Here is a 26,557-nt window from a genome sequence, read left to right as displayed (position 1 = left end):
ACAGCGAAACAGCAACTTAAGCCGGTTTATCGCAGTTCACGGGCAAGCCAGTGGTGCTGATGCCCAAGCGCCGCTCTTGCACACAATTACTGTGGAGCAAGCTGTGGATAACCCGTGCAAGGCTGCTCCAGCCCCTGATTGCGCAGGGTCTGCAGGCAACTGATCATTTTCTGCGCAACGGCCTGGGGACAAAAACAGCGCCTTTTCAAACACCTTGCCCCGAAGTGGTGCCAGGACCCTGGTCCTGTCAGCCAGGCAGGATGCCGCCCGGGAGCGCTCCACCGGCTTTCCTGACCCACTGGCCAGGAAATTGCTTTATCCACAGGCACAACTCCCAGAAGCCGAGCCTGTCATGTCCAATCACCCTGCACCCAGCAGCCAGGCACCACGCCTGCAACTGCGCCGGATCAGCAAACGCTATCCCGGCTGCCTGGCCAACGACGCCATCGACCTGAACATCGCTGCGGGTGAAATCCATGCGTTGCTGGGCGAAAACGGCGCCGGCAAAAGCACCTTGATGAAGATCATCTACGGGGTGGTCCAGGCCGATTCGGGGGAACTGCTCTGGCAAGGACGACGCCAGCTCATCGACAACCCGGCCCAGGCACGCAGCCTGGGGATCGGCATGGTGTTCCAGCATTTCTCGCTGTTCGAAACCCTCAGCGTGGCGCAGAACATTGCCCTGGCCATGGGCGCCGGCACCGGTACGCCGAGCCAGCTGGAAGGCAGAATCCGCGAGGTTTCCCAGCGTTACGGCATGGCCCTCGAACCCCAGCGCCTGGTGCACAGCCTGTCCATCGGCGAACGCCAGCGGGTGGAAATCGTCCGCTGCCTGATGCAGGACATCCGCCTGCTGATCCTCGACGAGCCGACCTCGGTCCTGACCCCGCAGGAGGCCGACGACCTGTTCGTCACCCTGCGCCGGCTGGCCGACGAAGGCTGCAGCATCCTGTTCATCAGCCACAAGCTCGCCGAGGTGCGCGCCCTGTGCCACAGCGCCACGGTGCTGCGCGCGGGCCGGGTGGCCGGGCACTGCAGGCCGGCGCAGTGCTCGGATCGCGAGCTGGCGCGGCTGATGGTGGGGGACGCGGCAGCGATGATCACCGACTACCCGAAAGCCCGCGGCACGAACGACTTCCTGCGCCTGGACAACCTCAGCTGGGACAACCCCGATCCTTTCGGCTGCTCACTGAAGAACATCGACCTGCGCCTGCGCAGCGGCGAGATCGTCGGCATCGCCGGAGTCGCCGGCAATGGCCAGGACGAACTGCTGGCCCTGCTCAGCGGTGAACAGCGCCTGCCCCGTGGCGAAGCCGAACGTATCTGTTTCGCCGGCCAGGGGGTGGCTCATCTGTATCCCGACGCCCGACGCCTGCGCGGCCTGGCTTTCGTTCCCGCCGAACGCCTGGGCCACGGCGCGGTGCCGGAACTGAGCCTGGAGGACAACGCCCTGCTCAGCGCCTTTCAACAGGGCCTGGTGCGCCACGGGCTGATCCAGCGACGCAAGGTGCGGGAACTGGCCGAGCGCATCATCCAGCGTTTCGGGGTCAAGAGCGCCGGTTCCCAGAGCCCGGCCCGCAGCCTGTCCGGCGGCAACCTGCAGAAATTCATCCTGGGCCGCGAGATTCTCCAGCAGCCTCGCCTGCTGATCGCTGCGCACCCGACCTGGGGCGTGGATGTAGGGGCCGCCGCCACTATCCACCGGGCACTGATCGCCTTGCGCGATGCCGGCGCGGCGATCCTGGTGATCTCCGAAGACCTGGACGAGCTGTTCCAGATCAGCGACCGCCTCGCGGCCCTGTGCGCTGGACGCCTATCGCCCCTCAAGGCCTGCGCCGACACCTCGCTGGTGGAGGTTGGCGGCTGGATGGCCGGCCACGCCGATTCCCTGCCCTCACCCGCTGCCCTGGCGATTTAACGGAGCTGTCCATGCTGCTTTCACTCGAACCCCGTGGCCGCCAGTCGCGGCTGATGCTCTGGTGCTCGCCACTGCTGGCGGCGCTGCTGACCCTGGGCTGCGGTTCCCTGCTGTTCATGACCCTGGGGCATGACCCCTGGCTGACCTTGCACACCCTGCTGATCGCCCCGGTCAGCGACTTGTATGGCGTGTCCGAACTGCTGGTCAAGGCGCTACCTATCCTGCTCTGTGCCCTGGGCCTGGCGGTGGCCTACCAGGCGCGGGTGTGGAACATCGGCGCCGAGGGCCAATTGCTGCTCGGGGCCCTGGTCGGTAGCGCCCTGGCGGTCAATCTCATCGAACTGCAAAGCCGCTGGGCGCTGGTGCTGATCCTGCTTGCCGGAACCCTGGCCGGGGCTGCCTGGGCCGGGCTCACCGCCTGGTTGCGCACCCGCTTCAACGCCAATGAAATCCTCACCAGCATCATGCTCAACTACATCGCCCTGAACCTGTTGCTGTACTGCGTGCATGGCCCGTTGAAAGACCCCGCCGGGTTCAACTTTCCCGAGTCGGCGATGTTCGGCGACGCCAGCCGCCTGCCGCTGCTGATGGAAGACGGCCGGGTCCACGCCGGGGTGTACTTCGCCCTGCTGGCCCTGGTGGCGGTCTGGGTGCTGCTGCAGAAAAGCTTTGTCGGCTTCCAGATCAGGGTGCTCGGCCTGGACCAGCGTGCCGCCGGCTTCGTCGGCTTTCGCCAGAAGCGCCTGGTCTGGCTGGCGCTGTTGACCAGCGGTGCGCTGGCAGGGCTGGCCGGGGTCTGCGAAGTCGCCGGCCCCATCGGCCAACTGGTGCCCCAGGTGTCTCCCGGCTACGGCTACGCGGCCATTACCGTGGCTTTTCTCGGCCGCCTGAACCCCATCGGCATTGTGTTTTCCAGCCTGCTGATGGCGTTGCTGTACATCGGTGGCGAGAGCGCGCAGATGAGCCTCAACCTGCCCCAGGCCATCACCCAGCTGTTCCAGGGAATGATGCTGTTCTTCCTCCTGGCCAGCGACGTGCTGATTCTCTATCGCCCGCGCCTGAACCTGCGTTGGATGCGCCGCAACGCCAGCGCCACTGCTACCGCCGGAGCCCTGTGATGGATATCGATCTGCTGAGCAATATTCTCTACGCCATGGTCCGCTGCGGCACCCCCCTGCTGCTGGTGGCCCTGGGGGAACTGATCTGTGAAAAGAGCGGCGTCCTCAACCTGGGGCAGGAAGGCATGATGCTGTTCGGCGCGGTGATAGGTTTTATCGTCGCCCTCAACAGCGGCCATTTGTGGCTCGGGGTGCTGCTGGCGATGGCCGCCGGAATGCTGCTGGCGGCGCTGTTCGCCCTGGTGGCCCTGGTGTTCACCGCCAACCAGGTGGCTACCGGGCTGGCGCTGACGATCTTCGGGGTCGGCCTGTCGAGCTTTGTCGGCGCGGCCTGGGTCGGCAAGCCCCTGGCCGGCTTCGAACCGCTGGCGCTGCCGCTGCTGAGTGAGATCCCGCTGATCGGTCGCATGCTGTTCGCCCAGGATTTGCTGGTGTACCTGTCCTTCACCCTGTTCGCCCTGGTGGCCTGGGTGGTTCTCAAAAGCCGGGTCGGCCTGATCATCCAGGCTGTCGGCGAGAACCCCGACGCCGCCAGCGCCATGGGCCTGCCGGTACTGCGGGTGCGCGCGCTCGCGGTGCTGTTCGGCGGCGCCATGGCGGGGCTGGCCGGGGCCTACCTGTCCCTGGCCTACACCCCGATGTGGGCCGAGAACATGAGCGCCGGACGCGGCTGGATCGCCCTGGCGCTGGTGGTATTCGCCAGCTGGCGGGTGTGGCGGCTGCTGCTCGGCGCCTACCTGTTCGGCCTGGCGAGCATCCTGCACCTGGTGGCCCAGGGCCTGGGCCTGGCGATTCCTTCCAACCTGCTGGCGATGCTGCCCTATGCCGCGACCATCCTGGTGCTGGTGCTGCTATCCCGGGATGCCTTGCGCACCCGGCTGTATGCACCGGTGTCCCTCGGCCAGCCGTGGCAGTCGGGACACTAGATGGCTGCCGGGGCCTTACCGGCAGCCGCTCGCACCGGCTGCAACTGGGCCACGCACCAGGCCAGCTCGAAGAACAGGATCACCCCGATCAATGCCGTGGCTGCGTGGGCCAGGGCGTGGTCCACATAGATGTCGCTCCATCGATTCAAGGAGCGCGCAGGCCAAAGCCTGGAGTATGCTTCAGGGTCAGCCCTTTCGAGCCCCATGCTTGCACATCGGAGAACCGGGCCAGTTGCGCCCCGTGCTGCAACTGCGACTGGGGCAAGCCTGTCCATTGAATCCGTGATCCTCACTTATCAAGGAACCTCATCATGTCCACGGCAAAAACCGCACTGATCATCGGCGCCTCCCGGGGCCTGGGCCTCGGCCTGGTCCAGCGCCTGCTGGAAGACGGCTGGCAGGTCACCGCCACCGTGCGCAACCCGCACAAGGCCGAGGCGCTGCAAGCCCTGGGCAAGGTGCAGATCGAGCAACTGGACATGGACGATCAGCAAGCGGTGATTGCCCTGAGCCAGAAGCTCAAGAACCAGGTGTTCGACCTGCTGTTCGTCAACGCCGGGGTCAAGGGCCCGGACAACCAGTTGCCGGGGCAGGCGACCCTGGCCGAAGTCGGCCAGCTGTTCTTCACCAACGCCGTGGCGCCGATCAACCTGGCCCAGCGCTTTGTCGGGCAGATCCGCAAGGACAGCGGCGTGCTGGCGTTCATGAGTTCGGTGCTGGGCAGCGTGACCATGCCCGACGCGCCGGAGCTGGCCCTGTACAAGGCCAGCAAGGCCGCACTGAACTCCATGACCAACAGCTTCGTGACCCAGTTGGGGCAGAAGCTCACCGTGCTTTCGCTGCACCCGGGCTGGGTGAAGACCGACATGGGCGGCGAAGGCGCCGATATCGATGTGCAGACCAGCACCCGCGGGCTGATCGCCCAGGTCAATGCCTACACCGGCAAGGGCGGTCATCACTTCGTCAACTACAAAGGCGAAACCATCCCCTGGTAAGGCCGCGGCTGCCCCGGGCAGCCCTTGCACAGGCCAGCGAAGGCTCTGGAACGGGGGGCAAAATGCAAGTTTTGTCCCCCGGCAAATCTTTCGCTAGACTGCGCACCTCGCCCCTTGCGGCGACCCTGGATCAGCAGACAGGGCATCACTGAGCTGGCTAACCTGAACCCACTTTCAGAGGAGCCGGCAACCATGCCTGCGATCCGTACCTGGTTAAAAAATCCCCTGGCCATCTTCACCGGCAATGCCCTCGACGCCCGTGGCGGCCTGGTGCTGCAAGACGGCCTGATCGTTGAAGTGCTGGGCCTCGGCCAGCAACCTGCAAGCCCCTGCCAGCAGGTCTTCGATGCCCGCGAGCACGTGCTGCTGCCGGGCCTGATCAACACCCACCATCACTTCTATCAAACCCTGACCCGCGCCTGGGCGCCGGTGGTCAACCAGCCGCTGTTCCCCTGGCTCAAGACCCTGTACCCGGTCTGGGCCCGGCTGACCCCGGAAAAACTCGCCCTGGCGACCAAAGTGGCACTGGCCGAACTGCTGCTCTCCGGCTGCACCACCGCCGCCGACCATCACTATCTGTTCCCGGACGGCCTGGAAAACGCCATCGACGTGCAAGTCGAAACCGTGCGTGAACTGGGCATGCGCGCCATGCTCACCCGCGGCTCGATGAGCCTTGGCGAAAAGGACGGCGGCCTGCCACCGCAACAGACTGTGCAGGAAGGCCAGGTGATTCTCGACGACAGTCAGCGCCTGATTCACGAGTACCACGAGCGTGGCGACGGTGCGCAGATCCAGATCGCCCTGGCACCGTGCTCGCCGTTCTCGGTGACCCCGGAAATCATGTCGGCCAGCGCCGAACTGGCCAACGGGCTCGATGTGCGCCTGCACACTCACCTGGCCGAGACCCTCGACGAAGAAGACTTCTGCCTGCAGCGTTTCGGCCTGCGCACGGTGGATTATCTGGACAGCGTCGGCTGGCTTGGTCCGCGTACCTGGCTGGCCCACGGCATCCACTTCAACCCGGATGAGATCGCCCGCCTCGGCCAGGCCGGTACCGGCATCTGCCATTGCCCGAGTTCGAACATGCGCCTGGCGTCCGGCATCTGCCCCAGCATCGAGCTGACCGATGCAGGGGCGCTGTTCGGCTTGGGCGTGGACGGTTCGGCGTCCAATGACGCCTCGAACATGATCCTCGAAGCGCGGCAGGCGCTGTACATCCAGCGCCTGCGTTACGGCGCCGAAAAGATCACCCCGGAGCGTGTACTGGGCTGGGCGACCCAGGGGTCGGCAAGCCTGTTGGGCCGTACCGACATCGGCGAACTGGCGGTAGGCAAGCAGGCAGACCTGGCGTTGTTCAAGCTCGATGAACTGCGTTTCTCGGGTAGCCATGATCCGGTTTCAGCGCTGCTGTTGTGCGCCGCGGATCGAGCGGACCGGGTCATGATTGGCGGCAAGTGGCGGGTGATTGATGGCCAGGTCGAAGGGCTGGATCTGAAAAACCTGATCGCCGATCACAGCCAGGCGGCCCGGCAACTGATCGCCGGCACCTGATCTTTGGCGCCCACGGCGAGGGAGCGTATCCCTCGCCTGTGCGTTGAACGGTATCAGAGGGAGGAAACATGTTAGTTTGCCGCCCTCATCCGAACCGTTATAGGGACATTACGTGAAACAAAAGCACGGACTGGCGCTCTGCGTCGCACTGCTGATTTCGGGCTGTGGGAAACAGGAGGTTGCAGGCCCCGCCAGCAAAGTGCTGTCACCTGAAAAAGTTGCAGACATTGCTTCGACCATCAGCCGCAGATACCCGGACCTGTCCCCGCAAGTCCGCGATGCGGTGCTCAACACCGTCGTGCGTTCGATGGACAACATGGTGCTGATTGAAGGTGGCGAATTCCAGATGGGGGATTTCGGCTGGCCCCGTGGCTTCGACCCACAGGCCTTGTGCCAATGGCCCTGTGGCGTGGACCCGGCAAACATGGAACGGATCAGCCTCGACATCGATGACGACTTCGTTCACCCGGTCAAGTTGAGCAGCTACTACCTGTCCTCGCTACAAACCACCTTGGGCGATTTCGATCTGTTCTTCCTGGCGCAAGGCCGGCCGCAATTCGACGCGGCACTGCGCAACCGCGCCGACATGAAACACCTCTACCAGGAAAACCTGCCCGCCCCGGCGTCTCGAAAATGGCAAGAGGCCAAGGATTACTGTGGCTGGCTGGCAGACCTCAGCGGCTATGCCGTGGATCTTCCGACCGAGGCCCAATGGGAATATGCGGCGCGCAACCGTGGCCAGCCGGTGATGTTCGCGACCGACAACGGCAATCTGGACTATGGCCGCAACTTTCCGGCGCCTGACGACAACGAAACCTTCGCCGTGGACAGGTTTGTGCCTAACCCGCTGGGCCTCTACAACCTCACCGGCAATGCCAGTGAATGGGTCAACGACTGGTACGACAAACACTACTACCGCGAATCTCCCGTGGAGAACCCGCAAGGGCCTGAAACAGGCATTTATCGAGCGCAACGGGGCGCCAACAACAAGTTTGCCAACGACCCGACCTTTTCTCCTTCGGCCAGCACCGTCCGCCGTTGGCGTTGGGGCGCACTCGCGGCCTGGAATGCCCCCGGGGTCAGCTTTCGCTGCGCTATCCAGTCGGCGCAACCCCTTTAAAGACCGAGCAGCGACAGCATGATGAAGGTCGCAAACAGCACGAAGTGAGTCATGCCTTCTATGGCATTGGTTTCACCGTCGTTGAGGTTGATCGCGCTGACGATCAGGGTGATGAACACCATCACCGTCTGCACCGGAGTCATGGCCATCTGGAAGGGCTGGCCGGTGTACAAGGCCATGGCCTCCATCACCGGCACCGTGAGGATCACCGTCGACAGGGAAGCGCCCAGGGCCACGTTGACCACCGACTGCATGCGGTTGGCCAGGGCGGCGCGCAGGGCGGTGAGAATCTCCGGCGCGGCGGAAATCGCCGCCACCAGGATCGCCGTGATCACCGGCGGTGCGCCCGTGCCTTCCAGGCCCAGGTCCAGGGTCTTGGACATCACCTCGGCCAGGGCGCCGATTACCACCACCCCGAACACCAGGATGCCGATGCTCCAGGCCAGGTTGATGGCATGGGGCTGTTCCTGGGCCTCTTTATTGCGGCGTTTTTCCGGGTAGCTGTAGCTGAAGAAATAGCTGTGCGGCCCGACCTGCATGCGCAGGAACAGGGTATAGAGCACCACCATGGCGCCGATGGTGAAGGCCGAGTAGACCTTCCAGTCGGCCTCGGGGATGAACTCCGGCACCACCATCGACACGCCCATGGCGGTGAGGATCATCACGCTGTAGGTGCGCGCCGAGTCGTCGTTGTAGGGCTGCTCGCCATGCTTGATGCCGCCCATCAGCGCGGCCAGGCCGAGGATGCCGTTGATGTCCAGCATCACCGCCGAGTAGATGGTGTCGCGCACCAGGGTCGGCGAGGCTTCGTTGCTCATCATGATCGCCAGGATCACCACTTCCACCAGCACCGCGGCCAGGGTCAGGATCATGGTGCCGTAGGGGTCGCCGACCTTTTCCGCCAGCAGTTCAGCGTGGTGGGCGACGCGCATCGAAGCCATGACGATAAAGCCGATCAGCACCAGCCCGGCGCCCAGGGCGATGCCCTGGCCACTGCCCAGCAACAGGTGTTCAAGCGGATAGGCAGCCACGGCGGCCAGCAGCGCAAGCAGTAGAAACTTTTCTTGCTTGAGGGAATTGAGCATTGCAGTCCTTTGACGGGAATAAAAACGAGTACAGGAGATGACTGAAAGACTGCACCAAGTCACTAACGTTTCGTTACATGTTAGTGCACCAGCCCCAGGCGCCGCGCACCGGGTTGGTTCTTGAACAGCCCTTCGCCGGCAAGCGGCCTCCTGCATTCCAGCCCCGTAGAAGCTGGCTTGCCAGCGAAAAGTGCGCCCCAAAGCCCCCGTAGAAACCGCCTCGCCGGCGCAACGGCCATCTTTGTTGTCCTGTTGGTCAGCTATTTGCATTGCCCTCCAGTGCTTGCCGCCCCAGCCCCCCACAACAAGATGGAGCTCCCATTCATGCATACACGCCCGTTGCACAAGTTGCTCTGCACCCTGGCCGCCGCCATCGGCCTGAGTGCCAGCCTTACCGCCAGCGCCGCCGATCCGCTGAAGGTCGGTTTCGTCTACATCGGCCCCATAGGCGATCACGGCTGGACCTATCAGCATGAACAGGGGCGCAAGGCCCTGGTGGAAAAATTCGGCGACCAGATCAAGACCAACTACGTGGAGAACGTAGCCGAAGGCGCCGACGCCGAGCGGGTGATCCGCAACATGGCCAAGGACAACTACGACCTGATCTTCACCACCTCCTTCGGCTACATGAACCCCACGCTGAAGGTCGCCAGGCAGTTCCCCAAGGTGACCTTCGAACACGCCACCGGCTACAAGCAGGACAAGAACCTCGGCACCTACCTGGCGCGCACCTACGAGGGCCGCTATGTGGGTGGTTTCCTCGCGGCGAAGATGACCAAGAGCAAGAAGATCGGCTACGTCGCCTCCTTCCCCATTCCGGAGGTGATCCGCGACATCAACGCCATCCAGTTGGCCCTGAACAAGTACAACCCGGGCACCGAGATCAAGGTGGTGTGGGTCAACTCCTGGTTCGATCCGGGCAAGGAAGCCGACGCCGCCAATGCCCTGATCGACCAGGGCGCCGACGTGATCTTCCAGCACACCGACAGCCCGGCGCCGATCCAGGCCGCGGAACGGCGTGGCGTGTACGCGGTGGGCTATGCCTCGGACATGGCCCACTTCGGCCCCAAGGCGGTGCTGACCTCCATCGTCAACAACTGGGGCCCGCACTACATCCAGGCCACCCAGGGGGTGATGGACCACAGTTGGAAACCCCAGGACTACTGGGGTGGGCTGAAAGAGGGTACGGTTGAACTGCCCCTCAGCGACCTGCTGCCGGCCCCGGTGAAAACCGAGGCCGAACAGATCATCGCCAGCATCAAGAGCGGCGAGTTCCACCCGTTCACCGGCCCGATCAAGGACCAGGCCGGGGTCGAAAAAATCGCCGCGGGGGTCAGCGCCAGCAATGCCGAACTGGCCTCGATGAACTACTACGTCGAAGGCCTGAAGGCGGACATCCCCAAATAATCTGGTCGTCGCTGTCGGAGCATCCGCCAGCGACGACGGACCGCCAACAGGATGGGAGCATTTTCATGAATCAACTGCCGATCATCGATATCAGCCCGCTGTATCAGGATGAGCAGCAAGGCTGGGACAGTGTCGCCAAGCAGATCGACCGCGCCTGTCGCGAATGGGGCTTCTTCTACATCAAGGGTCACCCGATCAGCGCACAACGCATCGAGCAATTGCTGAGCACGGCCAAGCACTTCTTCGCCCTGCCCAGTGTTGAAAAACTCAAGATCGATATCACCCAGAGCCGTCACCATCGCGGCTACGGCGCCATCGCCACCGAGCAGCTGGACCCAAGCAAGCCCAGCGACCTCAAGGAAACCTTCGACATGGGCCTGCACCTGCCGGCCGAGCACCCGGACGTGCTGGCGGAAAAACCCCTGCGCGGGCCCAACCGCCACCCTGACCTGCCCGGCTGGCAAGCCCTGATGGAGCAGCACTACCAGGACATGCAGGCCCTGGCCCAGACCCTGCTGCGGGCCATGACCCTGGCCCTGGGCATCGAACGTGATTTCTTCGACCGCCGCTTCCAGGACCCGGTGAGCGTGCTGCGGATGATCCACTATCCGCCGCGCCACACCGCCAGCAGCGCAGAGCAGCAAGGCGCCGGCGCCCACACCGACTACGGCTGCATCACCCTGCTCTACCAGGACGCCGCTGGCGGCTTGCAGGTGCGCAACGTCAAGGGCCAGTGGATCGACGCCCCGCCCATCGACGGCAGCTTCGTGGTCAACCTCGGCGACATGATGGCGCGCTGGAGCAACGACCGTTACCTGTCGACCCCGCACCGGGTCATCAGCCCGCTGGGGGTGGACCGCTACTCGATGCCGTTCTTCGCCGAGCCGCACCCGGACACCCGCATCGAATGCCTGCCCGGTTGCCAGGACGCGGAGCACCCGGCCAAGTACCCGGTGACCACCTGCGCCGAATTTCTCCTGTCGCGCTTTGCCGATACCTACGCCTACCGCCGGGAGCTGGAGCAGGCCTGACCGCCCCCCCCGGTCAGGTTTTGCCGAACATTTGCGCCGCCAGATGTAGAATGGCGGCTTTTTCGGGCCCGGTGAAAACCTGGCGAAAGCCGCAAGCCACAGCCAGTTCCCCACAGAAGGGCACGGCCTCGGCAGCGCATCACTCTCGCAGCGCCCGCCTGCACCTGATGAGACGACACCATGTATGACTGGCTGAACGCCTTGCCCAAGGCCGAGTTGCACCTGCACCTGGAAGGTTCCCTGGAACCGGAACTGCTGTTCGCCCTGGCCGAACGCAACAAGATCGCCCTGCCCTGGAGCGACGTCGAGACCCTGCGCGAGGCCTACGCCTTCAACAACCTGCAGGAATTCCTCGACCTGTACTACCAGGGCGCCGACGTGCTGCGCACCTCCCAGGACTTCTACGACCTGACCTGGGCCTACCTGCTGCGCTGCAAAGAACAGAACGTGATCCACACCGAACCCTTCTTCGACCCGCAGACCCACACCGACCGTGGCGTGCCGTTCGAAGTGGTGCTCAACGGCATCGCCAGCGCACTCAAAGATGGCGAGCAGCAACTGGGCATCACCAGCGGCCTGATCCTCAGTTTCCTGCGCCACTTGAGCGAAGAAGAGGCGCAGAAGACCCTCGACCAGGCGCTGCCGTTTCGCGATGCATTCGTCGCCGTGGGCCTGGACAGTTCGGAAATGGGCCACCCGCCGAGCAAGTTCCAGCGGGTATTCGACCGCGCGCGCAGCGAAGGCTTCCTGACCGTCGCCCACGCCGGTGAAGAAGGCCCGCCGGAGTACATCTGGGAAGCCCTGGACCTGTTGAAGATCCAGCGCATCGACCACGGTGTACGTGCCTTCGAAGACGAGCGGCTGATGCAGCGGATCATCGACGAGCAGATCCCGCTGACTGTGTGCCCGCTGTCCAACACCAAGCTCTGCGTGTTCGACCACATGTCCCAGCACAACATCCTGCAAATGCTGGAGCGCGGGGTGAAGGTCACGGTCAACTCCGATGACCCGGCCTACTTCGGCGGCTACGTCACCGAGAACTTCCACGCCCTGCACACCGACCTGGGCATGACCCAGGACCAGGCCCGGCGCCTGGCGCAGAACAGCCTGGATGCACGGCTGGTCAAGCCGTAACGGCCTTCGCCGGCCAGCCGGCTCCTACACGAACCTGTAGGAGCCGGCTGGCCGGCGAACAGGTCCCCCCGTCTCTATCAGCTCCCCGCCTCGCTCAACTCCTCCAGGGTCTTGCCCCGGGTTTCCATCCCGAACAGCCAGACCACCCCCGCGGCAATCACGAAGCACGCCGCCCCCAGGGCGAATACGCCGCCCTGCCCGGTCAACGGAAACACCAGCCCGGTCACCAGCGGCCCCAACAGCGAACCGATGCGCCCCACCGCCGAAGCGAACCCCGAGCCCGTGGCCCGGGCCGATGTCGGGTACAACTCGGGGGTATAGGTGTAGAGCACCGCCCACATGCCGAACAGGAAAAACTGCATCAGCAGCCCGGTGCCGATCAGCAGGCTGACGTTGCCGCCAAAGACCGCACTCTGCCCGTAGAAGAAGGCCATGACCCCGCCGCCGAGCAAGGTCACGATGCACACCGGCTTGCGCCCCCAGCGCTCCACCAGCCAGGCCGCCATGAGGAACCCGGGAATCCCGCCCAGGGAAATCAGCACCGTGTAGTACACCGACTGGGTCACCGCAAAACCGGACTGCTGGAGCAAGGCGCTGAGCCAGGACGTCAGCCCGTAAAAGCCCAGCAGGGCGAAGAACCACAGGCTCCAGATCATCATCGTGCGCTGGCGATAGAGCGGCGACCAGATCTGCTTCAGTGCCGAGAAAAAGTGCCCCGGCGCACTGTCGATACGCGGCAGGTGCAGCGGCTCCGGCAATTGCGCCGTGCCCAGGGAAGCGCGCACCTTGTCTTCGATGCCACACAGCACCCGATCCGCATCGGCGTGGCGCCCGGCCTGTTCCAGCCAGCGCGGTGACTCGGGAATGAAGAAGCGGATCACCAGCACGAACACCGCCGGTACTGCCAGCACCAGGAAGATGTCACGCCAGCCGATCAGCGGCAGGAGGAAATACGAGAGCACCCCCGCGGCGACGAAACCCAGGGGCCAGAAGCCGTCCATCAGGGCGATGTAGCGCCCGCGACGCTGGGCCGGAATCATCTCCGAGAGCATCGACTGGGCGATGGGAAACTCCATGCCCATGCCGATCCCCAGCAGCACCCGGAACAGGGTCAGGCTGTCCACGCTCTGGGCGGTGGAACACAGGTAACTGGCCACGCCCCAGAGCACGATGCTCCACTGGAACACCGGCTTGCGCCCATAGCGGTCGGCAAGCATGCCCGACAGCGAGGCGCCCAGCACCATGCCGAAGAAACTGGAGCTGGCCAGCAGGCCGGCCTGGGCCGAACTCAGGCCAAACTCGGTTTTGATCGAGCCGAGGAGGAAAGTCATCATCGCCAGGTCCATGGAGTCGAAGAAAAACGCCAGGGCGATGATGATGAAGATCACCCGGTGATAGCCGCTGATGGGTAGCCGTTCCAGGCGCTCTGCGGCGCTGTATTCCTGTATGCCCATGCCCGTTCCCCCGGTTGAATGCTTGACCGCCCGAGTGTGCGGGATCGAGGCTGGGGCTGATTGCCGAGGGCGACCTGTTCGCGTCCACCAGCGACGCCGAGGGCACGGTGCCCAGGCTCGCCGGCAAGCCGGCTCCTATCGCGGGCGTTGCGCGCTGATCTGCGCGCAACGCTCCTGGAGCAGGTCACGCAGTAGTTTCACCGGTTTGCTCAGGTGCGCCCGGTGGGTGCACAGCAGGTTCAGCGACGCGCCTTCGCAGCGCAGTTCCGGCAGCAGTATCTGCAGGCGGCCGGCCAGCACATCGGCGGCCACATCCAGCCAGGACTTGTAGGCAATCCCCTCACCGGCCACGGCCCAGCGCCGCACCACATCGGCGTCGTCGCTCAGGCGGTCACCACTGACGGTGAGGCTCACCTCGCGCTTGCCGTCATGAAAGCTCCAGAGGTCATGAGCCCGGCTGTCGAGCATGTACAACAGGCAGTTGTGCTGGGCCAGTTGCTCCAACTGGCGCGGCTCGCCGTAGCGGGCCAGATAACTGGGGGCGGCGCACAGCACCCGGCGGTTGTCCGGAGCCACTGGCAGCGCCACCAGGCTGGAGTCCTCCGGTTCGCCGTAACGCAGGGCAATGTCCACCGGCTGGCGGAACAGGTCGGCAATCCGGTCCCCCAGCAGCAGGCGCACGCTGAGCTTGGGATGTTCACGCTGGAACTCGTCGAGCCAGGGCAACAGCAGATTGCGGCCAAAATCCGAAGGGGCAGAAAGCTGCAACACGCCACTGACCTGATCCTGACCGCTGGCCAGCAGGCGCCGGCCTTCATCCAGGTTGCTCAAGGCCGCCCGGGCGTATTCGAGAAAGCCCTCGCCCTCGGCGGTGAGCCGCAGGCTGCGGGTGGAACGGGCCAGCAGGCGTGCGCCCAGGTGTTCCTCGATGCGCTTGAGGGCAGCGCTGGCCACCGCAGGCGACAGGTCCATGACCCGGGCCGCCGCCGACAGGCTGCCCAGGTCTGCGGCACGCACGAACAACTGCAGGTCATCGAATCGCAGCATGAGGTCTTCCTGGATTATCAAAAAAATATTGAAAGAGCCTGCTCTTTTAGCCGGTTTTATCCTCGGGAGAAATAGCCAATCATCCCTTCCATCGCCCAACACCTGAGGAAGCCCACATGTCCCAAGCCTTCACCGCGATTGCCACCCTGATCGCCAAGCCCCAGCAGCAAGACGTTCTCAAGCGCGAGCTCAGCGCCCTGGTCTCGCCCAGCCGCGAGGAAAGCGGTTGCCAGTACTACGAGCTGCACCAGGATGCCGAGCAACCGGGCACCTTCTACGTGATGGAGCGCTGGGACGATGAAGCAGCCCTGGAGTTTCACAACAACACCGCGCACTTCCGGCATTTCCTCCATCAGACCCGCGAGGCGATCGAGCACTTCGAGCTCAAGCGCCTGCAGTTGATTGTCTGAGCCTTTTTTCCCTACTCATCATCAGGAACTCAACATGAAAGCCATCGCTTATTACGCTTCCCTGCCCATCGACGATCCCAAGTCCCTGCAAGACATCGAGCTGCCCGAGCCCGTGGCCGGCCCTCGCGATCTGCTGGTGGAAGTCAGGGCCATCTCGGTCAACCCGGTGGACACCAAGGTGCGCCAGAACGTCCAGCCCGAAGGTGGCGCGGCCAAGGTGCTGGGCTGGGACGTGGCCGGGGTGGTCAAGGCCGTGGGCAGCGACGTCAGCCTGTTCAAGGTCGGTGACCGGGTGTTCTACGCCGGCTCCATCGCCCGGGCCGGCGGTAACAGTGAGCTGCACACTGTGGATGAACGGATCGTCGGCCACATGCCCAAGAGCCTGGACTTCGCCGCGGCCGCCGCCCTGCCGCTGACCGCGATCACCGCCTGGGAGCTGCTGTTCGAACGCCTGCAGATCAGCCAGGAGCCGGCTGACAAAGGCCAGAGCCTGCTGATCGTCGGCGCTGCCGGCGGGGTCGGTTCGATCCTCACCCAACTGGCCCGTCAGCTCACCGGCCTCAAGGTGATCGGCAGTGCCTCCCGCGAACAGACCCAGGCCTGGGTCCGCGAGCTGGGCGCCCATGCGGTGGTGGACCACAGCCAGCCACTGAGCGCCGAACTCCAGCGCATTGGCGCAGGCCAGGTGACCCACGTCGCCAGCCTGACCCAGACCGATGCCCACCTCGACCAACTGGTGGAAGCCCTGGCACCCCAGGGCAAGCTGGCGCTGATCGACGATCCGAAAAGCCTCGACGTGACCAAGCTCAAGCGCAAGAGCCTGTCGTTGCACTGGGAGTTCATGTACACCCGTTCGCTGTTCGAAACCGCCGACATGCAAGAGCAGCACGTGCTGCTCAACCGGGTCGCCGAACTGATTGACGCCGGCACCTTGAAGACCACGGTGGGTGAGCACTTCGGCCAGATCAACGCAGCCAACCTGCGCCGCGCCCACGCCCTGCTGGAGAGCGGCAAGGCTCGCGGCAAGATCGTCCTCGAAGGTTTCTGAGGCGTTAACGAACGGCAGCCGGCACCGGTAAAAGGTGCTGGCTGCCGTCAGTCCGAGAGTTGATTCCGGTCATATTTGTGACCGTATTCGGGTCTACACTGGGGGCCCTTGCAGCGCAGTCTTTTACCGTTAGGAGGTCAGCAATGAAGATCCTGATAAAAGAATTGGCACACCCCCAGGGCTCTCAATGGCAGGTGCGGCTCGACCAGCATGTGGTGACGTTCCGCAGCGAGGCCGAAGCCCGGGCCTTCACCCAGACCCTGCAAAGCCGCCTGCAAGCCCCCCACCCGATTCCCCAGAGCCAGCGCGCCACCGGCTGACTCAGAGCTCGGCAGCCTTCAGCGCCCGGGCATTCTGCAAGCGCCGGGTCATGACCGCCATGCTCACCGCCAACACACCACACAGGCTGATGACCATGGCCATCGGCATGGCGCTGCCGTCATGCAGCACACCCACCAGGTACGCCGCCCCTGCCGCCACGCTGAATTGCAGGCAACCGAGCATCGCCGAGGCGCTGCCGGCCCGTGCGCCCTGACCATTCATGGCGCAGGCTGCGGCATTGGGAATGATGCAGCCCAGGCTGGCGATACACACGAACAGCGGCAGCAGCAGCGGCCAGAGCGCACTGGTGTGCAAGGCGCTGACGCCGAGCAGGGTCAGGCCCGCTGCCAGGTAGATCCACACGGTGCGCGCCAGCAGGAACGCCGGGCCACGCTTGGCCAGCAGGCGCGCATTGATCTGCGCCACCAGGATGAAGCCCCCGGCATTGATCCCGAAGAACCAGCCGAAGTGCTCCGCTGGCACGCCGTAGAGTTTGATGAAGACAAAGGGCGAACCGGCAATGTAGGAAAACATCCCGGCAATGGCGATCCCGCCGGTCAAGGCGTGGCCGAGAAATACCCGGTCCGACAGCAGCAGGCCATACTGGCGCAGCGCCCCGGACAGAGGCAGGCGCGGGCGGGTGGCCGGCATGCTTTCCGGCAGGCCCAGGGCCACTGCCAGGCCGGACAGTGCACTGAACACCGTGAGCATGATGAAGATCGACTGCCAGCCGTAGAGGTTGACCAGCAGGCCGCCCAGCATTGGCGCCAGGATCGGGGCCAGGCCCATCACCAGCATCAGTTGGGAGAAGACCTTGGCCGAACCCACCGCATCGCACTTGTCGCTGACCACGGCCCGGGAAATCACCATCCCGGCGCATCCGCCCAGGGCCTGGACAAAGCGTGCGCCGATCAGCCATTCCAGGTTCGGCGCATAGGCGCAGGCCAGGGAGGCCAGCGTGAACAGGCCCACCCCCGCCAGCAGCGGCAGGCGCCGGCCAAAACGATCGGCCACCGGGCCATAGGCCAGCTGGCCGATGGACAGGCCGAGGAAGTAGGCGGCCAGGGTCAGCTGAACGTGTTTTTCATCGGTGCCGAAAGCCAGGGCCATCGAGGGGAAGGCCGGCAGGTAGAAGTCGATGGCCAGCGGGCCGAAAGCGCTCAGAGCGCCGAGAATCAGGATTGTGCGGAGGTTCATGGCATCCAAACGAGCGTTGGTCAGCGGTCGCACAGTCTAGCCGCGCTTGGACGCCTTGAACATTCCGATAGGTCGCTAACTATATAAAAAGGCTCAGGCAACCTTGACCGCGTAGCCTTCCTCGCTGATCAGGCTGATCACCTCATCGCTGGACAGGCGGCTCTCGACCCCGACTTCCTTGGCCGCCAGATCCACCCGCACGGTGGCCGCCGGGTCCTTGCTTTGCAGCGCCTGGGTGATGGCACGCACACAGTGACCGCAGGACATGCCTTGAACGTTGAATACTTGCATTGCGCTTCTCCTGTATTGGGTTGGAGCAAGTCTTGTCCTTGCCACCGTGACAAGGTCAAGTTCCGGATTGATCTGCCGGGCTGGAAATCGGCGGCGCGCTCGGCCAAGCTGCACGTCTTACGACATCACAGCGGGAGATTCAGCCATGCGCTGGTCAACTTTCAGCCTCGTCGGCCTCCTGGGCCTGTTCGCGGCAACCCCATCGGCGCTGGCCGCCGGAGAGGACTACGGCGTGCTGATCATTTCCAGGGAGCGGCTGGAAGTCGCCACGTCCTGCGAGATCGGCCTGTACATCCAGGACCAGCTCGCCGGCCGGCTGTTCCAGGAACAGAGCGCCTCGTTCAACCTGCCGCCGGGCAAGGTTTCCCTGCGCCTGAAACTGCTGCCAGGCCAGGCCCCGGGCTGCAATGCCGGGCTGCTTGCCCCGAGTTCCCAGGACATCAGCCTGCGGGCTGGCGATGTGCTGAAGTTCCGCATCGCCATGAACGCCTCGGGCATGTACCTCAAGCCCGCCGCCCTGGAATACTGACACCCCGCCCCCTGCCGAGCTCCCGGGGCCTGTTGTTCGCGCACTGCGAGCCGCCCCTGGGACAAAATGAAGCACCCGTGCAATGCCCCCTTGACCTTGCCTGCGTGGCAAGGTTGATCCTGTAGGCAACATTCACAGGGAGCGTCGCCATGCCTGAATCAACCACTTTCGACCTGCCGATTGCCGGCATGACCTGCGCCAGTTGCGCCGGGCGCGTAGAGCGTGCCCTGGGCAAGGTCGCCGGCATTCGCACGGTCAGCGTCAACCTGGCCACGGAACAGGCTCGGGTCGAAGCACCGCAAGACAGCCTGCCGGCCCTGCTGGAAGCCGTGGAAAACGCCGGCTACAGCGTGCCGGTGCAAGCCGTCGAACTGAGCATCGGCGGCATGACCTGCGCCACCTGCGCCGGGCGAGTCGAACGCGCCTTGAACAAACTCCCCGGCGTCCGCAGCGCCAGCGTCAACCTGGCCACCGAACGTGCCCATGTCGAACTGCTGGGCCAGGTCGACCCGACGCTACTGGTCAATGCCGTGACCCAGGCCGGCTACTCCGCCAGCCTGTGGCAGGCCGAGCAGAAACAGGGCGACGAGCAACAGCAGAACCTGCGACGCGAGCGCTGGAGCCTGGTGCTGGCCATCCTCCTGGCCCTGCCCCTGGTGCTGCCGATGCTGGTGCAGCCGTTCGGCCTGCACTGGATGCTTCCGGCCTGGGCCCAGTTCGCCCTGGCCACCCCGGTGCAGTTCATCTTCGGTGCACGCTTTTATGTCGCGGCCTGGAAGGCCGTGCGCGCCGGCAGCGGCAACATGGACCTGCTGGTGGCCCTGGGCACCAGCGCCGGCTATGGCCTGAGCCTGTACGAATGGGCCACCGCCGCCGCGGGCAGCATGCCGCACCTGTACTTCGAGGCCTCGGCGGTGGTAATCGCCCTGGTGCTGCTGGGCAAATACCTGGAAAGCCGCGCCAAGCGCCAGACCGCCAGTGCCATCCGCGCCCTGGAGGCCCTGCGTCCGGAACGGGCGATCCAGGTTATCGACGGCCGCGAACAGGAAGTCGCGATCAGCGCCTTGCGCCTGGGTGACCTGGTGCTGGTCAAGCCCGGCGAGCGCTTTCCGGTGGACGGCGAAGTCATCGAAGGCCAGAGCCATGCCGATGAAGCGCTGATCAGCGGCGAGAGCCTGCCCGTGCCCAAGCAACCCGGCGACAAGGTCACCGGTGGCGCCATCAACGGCGAAGGCCGGCTGCTGGTGCGCACCCTGGCCCTGGGGGCGGAAACCGTGCTGGCGCGGATCATTCGCCTGGTGGAAGACGCCCAGGCCGGCAAGGCACCGATCCAGAAACTGGTGGATAAAGTCAGCCAGGTGTTCGTGCCCACTGTCCTGGTGCTGGCGCTGATCACGCTGGTGGGCTGGTGGCTGTACGGCGCACCGCTGGAAACCGCGGTGATCAACGCCGTGGCGGTGCTGGTGATCGCCTGCCCTTGCGCCCTGGGGCTGGCCACACCCACGGCGATCATGGCCGGCACCGGCGTGGCGGCCCGCCACGGCATCCTGATCAAGGATGCCGAAGCCCTGGAGCGGGCCCACGAAGTCAGTTCGGTGGTTTTCGACAAGACCGGCACCCTGACCTCCGGCACCCCGCGCATCGCCCATATGCAGGCGGTGGAAGGCGATGAAAACAGCGTGCTGCAACTGGCCGGTGCCCTGCAGCGCGGCAGTGAGCACCCTCTGGCCAAGGCCGTGCTGGACCTGTGCCAGGAACGCCAACTGCCGGTGGCTGACGTCAGCGCCAGCCAGTCCCTCACCGGGCGAGGCATCGCCGGCACCCTGGAGGGCCGCCAACTGGCCCTGGGCAACCGCCGCCTGCTGGAAGAAAGCGGCCTCAACCCCGGCGACCTGGCCCAGGCGGCCAGGGACTGGGAACACGAAGGCCGGACCCTGTCCTGGCTGATCGAGCAGAGCCCGCAATCCCGGGTGCTGGGCCTGTTCGCCTTTGGCGACACCCTCAAGCCCGGCGCGCTGCAGGCGGTGCAGCAACTCAATGCACGGCATATCAGCAGCCATTTGCTGACCGGCGACAACCGCGGCAGCGCCAAGGTGGTGGCCGACGCCCTGGGCATCACCGACGTGCACGCCGAAGTGCTGCCGGCGGACAAGGCGGCCACGGTGGCCGAGCTGAAAAAGACCGGCGTGGTGGCCATGGTCGGGGATGGTATCAACGACGCCCCGGCCCTCGCGGCGGCGGACATCGGCATCGCCATGGGCGGCGGCACCGACGTGGCCATGCATGCGGCCGGCATCACCCTGATGCGCGGCGATCCACGGTTGATCCCGGCGGCCCTGGAAATCAGCCGCAAAACCTACGCGAAGATTCGCCAGAATCTGTTCTGGGCCTTCGTCTACAACCTGGTCGGCATCCCGCTGGCGGCCTTCGGCCTGCTCAACCCGGTGCTCGCCGGGGCGGCCATGGCGCTGTCCAGCGTCAGCGTGGTCAGCAATGCGCTACTGTTGAAAACCTGGAAACCCAAAGACCTGGAGAACGCCGAATGAACATCGGCCAAGCAGCCCGAAAGAGCGGCCTGAGCGCCAAGATGATCCGTTACTACGAGTCCATCGGCCTGCTCAAGCCCGCCCATCGCAGTGACAGCGGCTATCGCCTGTATGGCGATGACGACCTGCACAGCCTGGCCTTCATCAAGCGCTCCCGGGACCTGGGGTTTTCCCTGGAAGAGGTGGGCAAGCTGCTGACCCTGTGGCAGGACCGGCAGCGGGCCAGCGCCGATGTGAAGGCCCTGGCCCGCCAGCATATCGACGAGTTGAACCAGAAGATCCGCGAGCTGGCAGGGCTACGCGACACCCTGCAGGACCTGGTGGAGCACTGCCAGGGCGACCACCGCCCGGACTGCCCGATCCTCAAGGAACTGGCCTCGGGCAGTTGCTGCGGATCCTGAGTCTGTGACCTGCCGGCCCATGTAGCCGCTGCCGAGCCCTGGACGAGGCTGCGAAAAGGCCCGCAGGACCTTGCTTGGCGATCTCCCGCCAGACCTCGGCACCCTCAAGATCCCTGCGTCCCTTCGGGCCGTGCGCAGCCTTCGGCAGCGGCTACAAGATGCAAGGTGCAAGGTGCAAGGGGCCCAGGGGCCCAGGGGCCCAGGGGCCGGGTAGTTTGCGGGAATGAAAAATCCGGCCAAGGCCGGATTTTTTTATGGCATCACTGCATCCAGGGCGGAGGCGGTGGTTCTTCGGATTTGCCCGGCGGCGCATCATCCGCCGCGCGTACTGCCTGGCGACGCTCCTCGTCCAGGCGCGCCGCTTCGATCTCGCGGATCACGCTGCCGACATCCGCCAGTTCTTCGGGGTCGTCGAACTCGCCGGTCAGCACGCTGCCCGGATGCAAGGTGCCAGCCTCGTACAGGGCCCACATTTCCTTGGCATACCGAGTGCCCTTGAGTTCCGGGGCAAAACGCCCGAAATAGGACGCCATGTTGCCGACGTCACGCTCCAGCATGCTGAAGGCATGGTTGTTGCCGGCAGCATCCACCGCCTGGGGCAGGTCGATGATCACCGGGCCATCCGGGGTCAGCAGCACGTTGAACTCGGAAAGGTCACCGTGCACCAGGCCGGTACACAACATCAGCACGATCTGGGAAATCAGGAAGGCGTGATATTCACGGGCCTGGTCCGGTTCCAGCACCACATCGTTGAGCCGCGGCGCCGCATCGCCGTACTCGTCGGCCACCAACTCCATCAACAGCACACCTTCGAGGAAGTCGAACGGCTTGGGCACCCGCACCCCGGCATTGGCCAGACGGAACAACGCCGCCACTTCGGCGTTCTGCCAGGCGTCCTCGGTTTCCTTGCGCCCGAACTTCGAGCCCTTGGCCATGGCCCGCGCCTGACGGCTGTTACGAACCTTGCGCCCCTCCTGATACTCCGCCGCCTGACGGAAACTGCGTTTGTTCGCCTCCTTGTAGACCTTGGCGCAACGTAGCTCGTTGCCGCAGCGCACCACATACACAGCTGCCTCTTTACCACTCATGAGTGGGCGCAGCACCTCGTCTACCAGACCGTCTTCGATCAGCGGTTCAATGCGTTTTGGAGTCTTCATCAGCTTTTATTGTGGGTCCCTTGTTACCAAACACGCGAAAGTCACTCGTTATACGGCAATCCTCCCACGACGGGAAAGGGCTGCCGACCACCGAGCGACAGCAATGCACTCAATGTGCCAGATCAATCCATCGACGCCGTCAAGGATCATAGCCGAGACGGCGTCCGCAACCGTCCATCAGTGGCACTCAGGCCAGCCCCTTCGCGGGCCTGCCCGCGGAAGTTTTTTTCTGCCTGCGGCTCAATATTGCCCGGCGCCAGCCGAAGCCCTCAGAGAGACAGGGAGTTTGTCCGACAATCCAATAAAGACGTCAGCCACCGGCCAAGGTTCGATCGCCGCGGGCTCGACTTCACCCCAGGGATGCAATCAGCGTCATCTTTCAAGCTGCCGATAAATCCGCGAGTCGCCTGCACTTCGTGGTCTTACAAAAAACTGGAGCGCGGATGAACATCAAACAGAAATTGACCTGGGCCTTTGCCGTCATCGCCAGCCTGCCCGTGGTGCTGGTAGCCACGCTGGTGGTGATCAACCTGCGCAGCGAGGCCGAAAACACCTTCGTCGACGGCAGCGGCCGCGAGATCCGCCAAGTGGCCAACGCCATGCAGCTGTTCTTCGAAGGCATCAGCCAGAACATCGATTACCTGGCCGCTCAACCCTTGATCACCCAGGCCGGCGACAACCTCAAGACCTGGATGAGCGCCGATGCCGCGAAGGCCCCGGAAGGCGAGCAGGACAAACGAATCTTCGAGCTGTTCGCCGCCATGGCCGCCAGCCATCCTGCCTATTCCTATGTGTCCTATGGCGTGAGCAACGGCGGATACGTCTCCTGGCCCGCCGACCTGAAGCTGGCCAACTACGACCCCCGCGTACGCCCCTGGTACAAGACCGCCCAGGCCAACCCGGGCAAGACCCTGCGCACCGAGGCCTATTACTGGGCCAGCGACGATGCGGTGCTGGTCAGCACCGTGCGCTCGCTGGCCAACCAGTTGGGCCCCCAGGGCGGCGTGGTCGCAGTCGACGTGTCGCTCAAGCAGCTCACCGAGATCGTCAAACAGATCAAGCTGGGCGAATCGGGCTACCTGATGCTGATGGAAAACAACGGCACGGTGCTGGTGGACCCCAAGCAGCCGGAGCACAACTTCAAGGCCCTGGGCAGCCTCGGCGAGGGTTACGCGCAACTGGCCAAGGCCGGCAAGGGCCTGGTGCAGGTGGAACTGGGCGGCGAGCATTACATGGCCAACGTCTGGCCTTCGGAGCAACTGGGCTGGACCTTCATCGGCCTGATCAAGCAGAACGAAGTCATGGGCGCGGCCACCCAGCTGACCTGGATCATCGCCGGTATTGCCGCGATCCTGGCGGTGCTGTTCGCAGTGCTCGGGGCGAGTTTCGCCAGCCTCATCGTGCGGCCGATCCGCGGCGTGGCCAGTGGCCTGGAAGGCATTGCCCAAGGCGAAGGCGATCTGACCCGCAGCCTGAATATCCGTGGCAGCGACGAAACCGCGCAGTTGGCCAACTGGTTCAACCAGTTCCTGGCAGCAATCCGCAACCTGATCCAGAGCATCGGCCAGGCCGCGCAGAAGATCCTCGCCACTTCCCACAGTTCGACCCAGGTCTCCAGCGACATGGCCGAAGCCGCCGGGCGCCAGCGCGAAGCGGTGGACATGGTGTCCACCGCCTTCCACGAAATGGTCGCCACCGCCAACGAAGTGGCCCGCTCCTGCAGCCAGGCCGCCGAGTCGGCGGACAGTGGCCAGCGCCAGGCCCGGGAAGGCCAGCAGCAGATCGATGACGCGGTGCACAGCGTCGATCGCCTGAGCCAGGAGATCGAACAGTCGGCGCAGTCGATGCAGCAACTGGAACGCGACAGCACCGACATCCAGTCGATCCTCGGCACCATCCGCTCGATCGCCGAACAGACCAACCTGCTGGCGCTGAACGCGGCCATCGAGGCCGCCCGGGCCGGGGAGCAGGGTCGCGGTTTTGCCGTGGTGGCCGACGAGGTGCGGGCCCTGGCCAAGCGTACCGCCGACTCCACTGCCGAGATCGACGGGCTGCTGGGCAACCTGGCCAAACGCACCAGCGCCGTGACCCAGCAGATGCACGCCAGCCTGGAAGTGTCCCAGCAGTCGGTGAACCGCATCGGCCTGGCGCGCAACAGCTTCGGGCAGATCCGCGAATCGGTGGACGTGATCCGCGACATGAACACCCAGATCGCCACCGCCGCCGAAGAGCAGCATCAGGTGGCGGAAGACATCAACCGGCACATCAGCCAGATCCATGGCGATGCGCAACTGGTGGCGGAACTGGCGAACTCGGCGCGCCTGGACTCCCAGAGCCTGGCGGGGCTGTCCAATGAGCTGGACGCCCTGGTACGGCGCTTCAAGACCTGAAGACGCTTTCGCCGGCAAGCCGGCTCCTACGGATGGGCGGCATTTCTGTGTAGGAGCCTGCGTGCCGGGGAAGGCCACGAACCTCAGCGCTCGATGATCGCCGTCACACCCTGGCCGCCCGCGGCACAGATGGAAATCAGCCCGCGCCCCTGCCCCGCCACACTCAGCAGCTTCGCCAGGTTGGCGACGATGCGCCCGCCGGTGGCGGCAAACGGGTGCCCTGCCGCCAGGGAACTGCCTTTGACGTTGAGCCGGGCGCGATCGATGCTGCCCAGAGGTGCCTCCAGGCCCAGCCTGGCCTTGCAGTACTCGGGGTCTTCCCAGGCCTTGAGGGTGCACAGCACCTGGGCGGCGAAGGCTTCGTGGATCTCGTAGTAGTCGAAGTCCTGAAGGCTCAGGCCATTGCGCGCCAGCAAGCGCGGCACGGCGTATACCGGGGCCATCAGCAGCCCCTCGGCGCCGTTGACGAAATCCACCGCCGCGGCCTCGCCGTCGCGCAGGTAGGCAAGAACCGGCAGGCCCCGCTCCCTGGCCCACGCTTCACTGCCCAACAGCACCAGCGAGGCACCATCGGTCAGGGGCGTGGAGTTGCCCGCCGTCAGCGTGCCGCTGGCGCTACGGTCGAAGGCCGGCTTGAGGCTGGCGAGCTTTTCCAGGGTCAGGTCCGGGCGCAGGTTGTTGTCCCGGGTCAGGCCGAGGAAGGGAGTGATCAGGTCGTCCTGCCAGCCTTCGGCGTAGGCGGCGGCCATTTTCTGATGGCTTTCCAGGGCCAGTTGATCCTGATCGGCGCGGGCAATGTTCCAGGTCTTGGCCATCTGCTCGCAGTGCTCGCCCATGGACAAGCCGGTGCGCGGCTCGCCATTGCGCGGCAGTTCCGGCTTGAGGTGATGGGGCCGCAGTTGCAGCAGGGTCTTGAGCTTGTCGCCGGTGCTCTTGGCGCGGTTGGCCTGCAACAGGATCTTGCGCAGGCCTTCGTTGACCCCGATCGGCGCATCCGAAGTGGTATCCACCCCGCCGGCGATGCCGCAGTCGATCTGCCCCAGGGCGATCTTGTTGGCCACCAGCAGCGCCGCTTCCAGGCCCGTGCCGCAGGCCTGCTGGATATCGTAGGCCGGGGTGGTGGGCGAAAGCCGCGAGCCGAGGACGCATTCGCGGGTCAGGTTGAAGTCCCGGGAATGCTTGAGCACGGCACCGGCGGCCACCTCGCCAAGGCGCAGGCCGTGCAGGTTGTAGCGCTCGATCAGGCCCTCCAGGGCGGCGGTGAGCATCGCCTGGTTGCTGGCGGTGGCATAGGGGCCGTTGGAACGGGCGAAGGGGATGCGGTTGCCGCCGATAATCGCGACGCGACGCAGCTGTGTCATGGAAAGCTCCCTATTCTGTGAGTGCGACTGCGGTGGGTACCTCCTCCAGCGTAGGAGGGATCTGGCCGATCGAACGACCCAGGGCCATTCATGGTCCACACTTTGAACCCCAACCTTCGG

The 26,557-nt window shown here is 64.8% G+C and carries 24 protein-coding genes and 1 pseudogene; 17 read left to right on the top strand and 8 right to left on the bottom strand.

What is annotated here, in order from left to right:
• The first annotated feature begins 352 nt into the window (after positions 1 to 352).
• The 3 genes from AC1RMG_RS26570 to AC1RMG_RS26560 are packed head-to-tail and all read left to right on the top strand — an operon-like array spanning position 353 to position 3,962.
• Complete coding sequence (locus AC1RMG_RS26570; RefSeq protein ID WP_125062412.1) at positions 353 to 1,918, top strand: ABC transporter ATP-binding protein; 1,566 nt, start codon at positions 353 to 355, stop codon at positions 1,916 to 1,918.
• A gap of 11 nt (positions 1,919 to 1,929) precedes the next feature.
• Complete coding sequence (locus AC1RMG_RS26565; protein ID WP_053156213.1) at positions 1,930 to 3,036, top strand: ABC transporter permease; 1,107 nt, start codon at positions 1,930 to 1,932, stop codon at positions 3,034 to 3,036.
• Positions 3,036 to 3,962, top strand: coding sequence for an ABC transporter permease (locus AC1RMG_RS26560; protein ID WP_072444011.1), 927 nt, complete (start codon positions 3,036 to 3,038; stop codon positions 3,960 to 3,962). The genes AC1RMG_RS26565 and AC1RMG_RS26560 overlap by 1 nt, the downstream gene beginning before the upstream one ends.
• Here the strand turns inward: AC1RMG_RS26560 and AC1RMG_RS26555 are convergent.
• Entirely contained in the window at positions 3,959 to 4,111 is a 153-nt protein-coding gene (locus AC1RMG_RS26555; RefSeq protein WP_370058592.1) for a hypothetical protein, read from the bottom strand. The genes AC1RMG_RS26560 and AC1RMG_RS26555 overlap by 4 nt on opposite strands.
• Before the next feature lie 162 nt (positions 4,112 to 4,273).
• Here AC1RMG_RS26555 and AC1RMG_RS26550 point away from each other — a divergent pair, with 162 nt between their 5' ends.
• The 3 genes from AC1RMG_RS26550 to AC1RMG_RS26540 all read left to right on the top strand — a co-directional run bounded on the left by AC1RMG_RS26550 (position 4,274) and on the right by AC1RMG_RS26540 (position 7,628).
• Positions 4,274 to 4,957: an SDR family oxidoreductase gene (locus tag AC1RMG_RS26550; RefSeq protein WP_493170602.1), complete on the top strand. Its 684-nt coding sequence runs from the start codon at positions 4,274 to 4,276 to the stop codon at positions 4,955 to 4,957.
• 192 nt (positions 4,958 to 5,149) lie between these two features.
• On the top strand, positions 5,150 to 6,508 hold the full coding sequence (locus AC1RMG_RS26545) for an 8-oxoguanine deaminase (protein ID WP_194237374.1): 1,359 nt from the start codon (positions 5,150 to 5,152) through the stop codon (positions 6,506 to 6,508).
• A 199-nt stretch (positions 6,509 to 6,707) separates the two neighbouring features.
• Entirely contained in the window at positions 6,708 to 7,628 is a 921-nt protein-coding gene (locus AC1RMG_RS26540; protein ID WP_019095709.1) for a formylglycine-generating enzyme family protein, read from the top strand.
• Here AC1RMG_RS26540 and AC1RMG_RS26535 read toward each other — a convergent pair.
• On the bottom strand, positions 7,625 to 8,713 hold the full coding sequence (locus AC1RMG_RS26535; RefSeq protein ID WP_011059091.1) for a calcium:cation antiporter: 1,089 nt from the start codon (positions 8,711 to 8,713) through the stop codon (positions 7,625 to 7,627). The genes AC1RMG_RS26540 and AC1RMG_RS26535 overlap by 4 nt on opposite strands.
• Before the next feature lie 324 nt (positions 8,714 to 9,037).
• Here AC1RMG_RS26535 and AC1RMG_RS26530 point away from each other — a divergent pair, with 324 nt between their 5' ends.
• The 3 genes from AC1RMG_RS26530 to AC1RMG_RS26520 all read left to right on the top strand — a co-directional run bounded on the left by AC1RMG_RS26530 (position 9,038) and on the right by AC1RMG_RS26520 (position 12,285).
• Positions 9,038 to 10,120 carry a BMP family ABC transporter substrate-binding protein gene (locus AC1RMG_RS26530; protein ID WP_011059090.1) on the top strand — a complete coding sequence of 361 codons (1,083 nt, stop codon included), beginning with the start codon at positions 9,038 to 9,040 and terminating at the stop codon, positions 10,118 to 10,120.
• Positions 10,121 to 10,185: 65 nt separating this feature from the next.
• Positions 10,186 to 11,151, top strand: coding sequence for a 2-oxoglutarate and iron-dependent oxygenase domain-containing protein (locus AC1RMG_RS26525; RefSeq protein ID WP_125062417.1), 966 nt, complete (start codon positions 10,186 to 10,188; stop codon positions 11,149 to 11,151).
• A gap of 180 nt (positions 11,152 to 11,331) precedes the next feature.
• Positions 11,332 to 12,285: an adenosine deaminase gene (locus AC1RMG_RS26520; RefSeq protein WP_493170600.1), complete on the top strand. Its 954-nt coding sequence runs from the start codon at positions 11,332 to 11,334 to the stop codon at positions 12,283 to 12,285.
• A 77-nt stretch (positions 12,286 to 12,362) separates the two neighbouring features.
• Here AC1RMG_RS26520 and AC1RMG_RS26515 read toward each other — a convergent pair whose 3' ends face one another.
• Positions 12,363 to 13,739 (bottom strand): MFS transporter, encoded by a 1,377-nt coding sequence (locus tag AC1RMG_RS26515; protein ID WP_011059087.1) that lies wholly within the window; start codon positions 13,737 to 13,739, stop codon positions 12,363 to 12,365.
• Between the two features lie 135 nt (positions 13,740 to 13,874).
• A complete protein-coding gene (gene vimR, locus AC1RMG_RS26510; protein WP_015634026.1) occupies positions 13,875 to 14,786 on the bottom strand; it encodes a transcription regulator VimR in 912 nt (303 codons plus the stop codon).
• A gap of 116 nt (positions 14,787 to 14,902) precedes the next feature.
• Here vimR and AC1RMG_RS26505 point away from each other — a divergent pair, with 116 nt between their 5' ends.
• The 3 genes from AC1RMG_RS26505 to AC1RMG_RS26495 all read left to right on the top strand — a co-directional run bounded on the left by AC1RMG_RS26505 (position 14,903) and on the right by AC1RMG_RS26495 (position 16,564).
• Positions 14,903 to 15,196 (top strand): putative quinol monooxygenase, encoded by a 294-nt coding sequence (locus tag AC1RMG_RS26505; protein ID WP_401155905.1) that lies wholly within the window; start codon positions 14,903 to 14,905, stop codon positions 15,194 to 15,196.
• Between the two features lie 34 nt (positions 15,197 to 15,230).
• Positions 15,231 to 16,244: a zinc-binding alcohol dehydrogenase family protein gene (locus AC1RMG_RS26500; protein ID WP_011059084.1), complete on the top strand. Its 1,014-nt coding sequence runs from the start codon at positions 15,231 to 15,233 to the stop codon at positions 16,242 to 16,244.
• Positions 16,245 to 16,387: 143 nt separating this feature from the next.
• On the top strand, positions 16,388 to 16,564 hold the full coding sequence (locus AC1RMG_RS26495) for a hypothetical protein (RefSeq protein ID WP_015634024.1): 177 nt from the start codon (positions 16,388 to 16,390) through the stop codon (positions 16,562 to 16,564).
• Between the two features lies 1 nt (position 16,565).
• Here AC1RMG_RS26495 and AC1RMG_RS26490 read toward each other — a convergent pair whose 3' ends face one another.
• Both AC1RMG_RS26490 and AC1RMG_RS26485 read right to left on the bottom strand, forming a co-directional pair.
• Positions 16,566 to 17,762: a multidrug effflux MFS transporter gene (locus AC1RMG_RS26490; RefSeq protein WP_011059082.1), complete on the bottom strand. Its 1,197-nt coding sequence runs from the start codon at positions 17,760 to 17,762 to the stop codon at positions 16,566 to 16,568.
• A 93-nt stretch (positions 17,763 to 17,855) separates the two neighbouring features.
• The gene (locus tag AC1RMG_RS26485; RefSeq protein WP_011059081.1) at positions 17,856 to 18,053 is read right to left on the bottom strand and encodes a heavy-metal-associated domain-containing protein; all 198 of its coding nucleotides are present in this window, start codon (positions 18,051 to 18,053) and stop codon (positions 17,856 to 17,858) included.
• Positions 18,054 to 18,198: 145 nt separating this feature from the next.
• On the opposite strand from AC1RMG_RS26485, the gene AC1RMG_RS26480 reads away from it, so the two are divergent.
• The 3 genes from AC1RMG_RS26480 to cueR all read left to right on the top strand — a co-directional run bounded on the left by AC1RMG_RS26480 (position 18,199) and on the right by cueR (position 21,529).
• A complete protein-coding gene (locus AC1RMG_RS26480; protein WP_011059080.1) occupies positions 18,199 to 18,582 on the top strand; it encodes a hypothetical protein in 384 nt (127 codons plus the stop codon).
• A 149-nt stretch (positions 18,583 to 18,731) separates the two neighbouring features.
• Positions 18,732 to 21,128 carry a heavy metal translocating P-type ATPase gene (locus AC1RMG_RS26475; protein ID WP_493170597.1) on the top strand — a complete coding sequence of 799 codons (2,397 nt, stop codon included), beginning with the start codon at positions 18,732 to 18,734 and terminating at the stop codon, positions 21,126 to 21,128.
• Positions 21,125 to 21,529 (top strand): Cu(I)-responsive transcriptional regulator, encoded by a 405-nt coding sequence (cueR, locus tag AC1RMG_RS26470; protein ID WP_011059078.1) that lies wholly within the window; start codon positions 21,125 to 21,127, stop codon positions 21,527 to 21,529. Before AC1RMG_RS26475 ends, cueR begins: the two co-directional genes overlap by 4 nt.
• A gap of 260 nt (positions 21,530 to 21,789) precedes the next feature.
• Here cueR and AC1RMG_RS26465 read toward each other — a convergent pair whose 3' ends face one another.
• Positions 21,790 to 22,686, bottom strand: a complete 897-nt coding sequence (locus tag AC1RMG_RS26465) for a PA4780 family RIO1-like protein kinase (RefSeq protein ID WP_011059077.1) — start codon at positions 22,684 to 22,686, stop codon at positions 21,790 to 21,792.
• 443 nt (positions 22,687 to 23,129) lie between these two features.
• Between AC1RMG_RS26465 and AC1RMG_RS26460 the strand changes: the two are divergent.
• Positions 23,130 to 24,218: pseudogene (locus tag AC1RMG_RS26460) on the top strand (cache domain-containing protein); the annotation flags it as partial.
• 90 nt (positions 24,219 to 24,308) lie between these two features.
• Positions 24,309 to 25,076, top strand: coding sequence for a methyl-accepting chemotaxis protein (locus AC1RMG_RS26455; RefSeq protein ID WP_370059466.1), 768 nt, complete (start codon positions 24,309 to 24,311; stop codon positions 25,074 to 25,076).
• An 83-nt stretch (positions 25,077 to 25,159) separates the two neighbouring features.
• On the opposite strand, the gene AC1RMG_RS26450 is transcribed toward AC1RMG_RS26455, so the two are convergent.
• Complete coding sequence (locus AC1RMG_RS26450) at positions 25,160 to 26,437, bottom strand: acetyl-CoA C-acetyltransferase (protein WP_011059075.1); 1,278 nt, start codon at positions 26,435 to 26,437, stop codon at positions 25,160 to 25,162.
• Positions 26,438 to 26,557 lie beyond the last annotated feature (120 nt).

Source organism: Pseudomonas sp. GW822-FHT04H02 (assembly GCF_058800645.1).
This window is presented reverse-complemented; position numbering and strand designations above follow the sequence as displayed.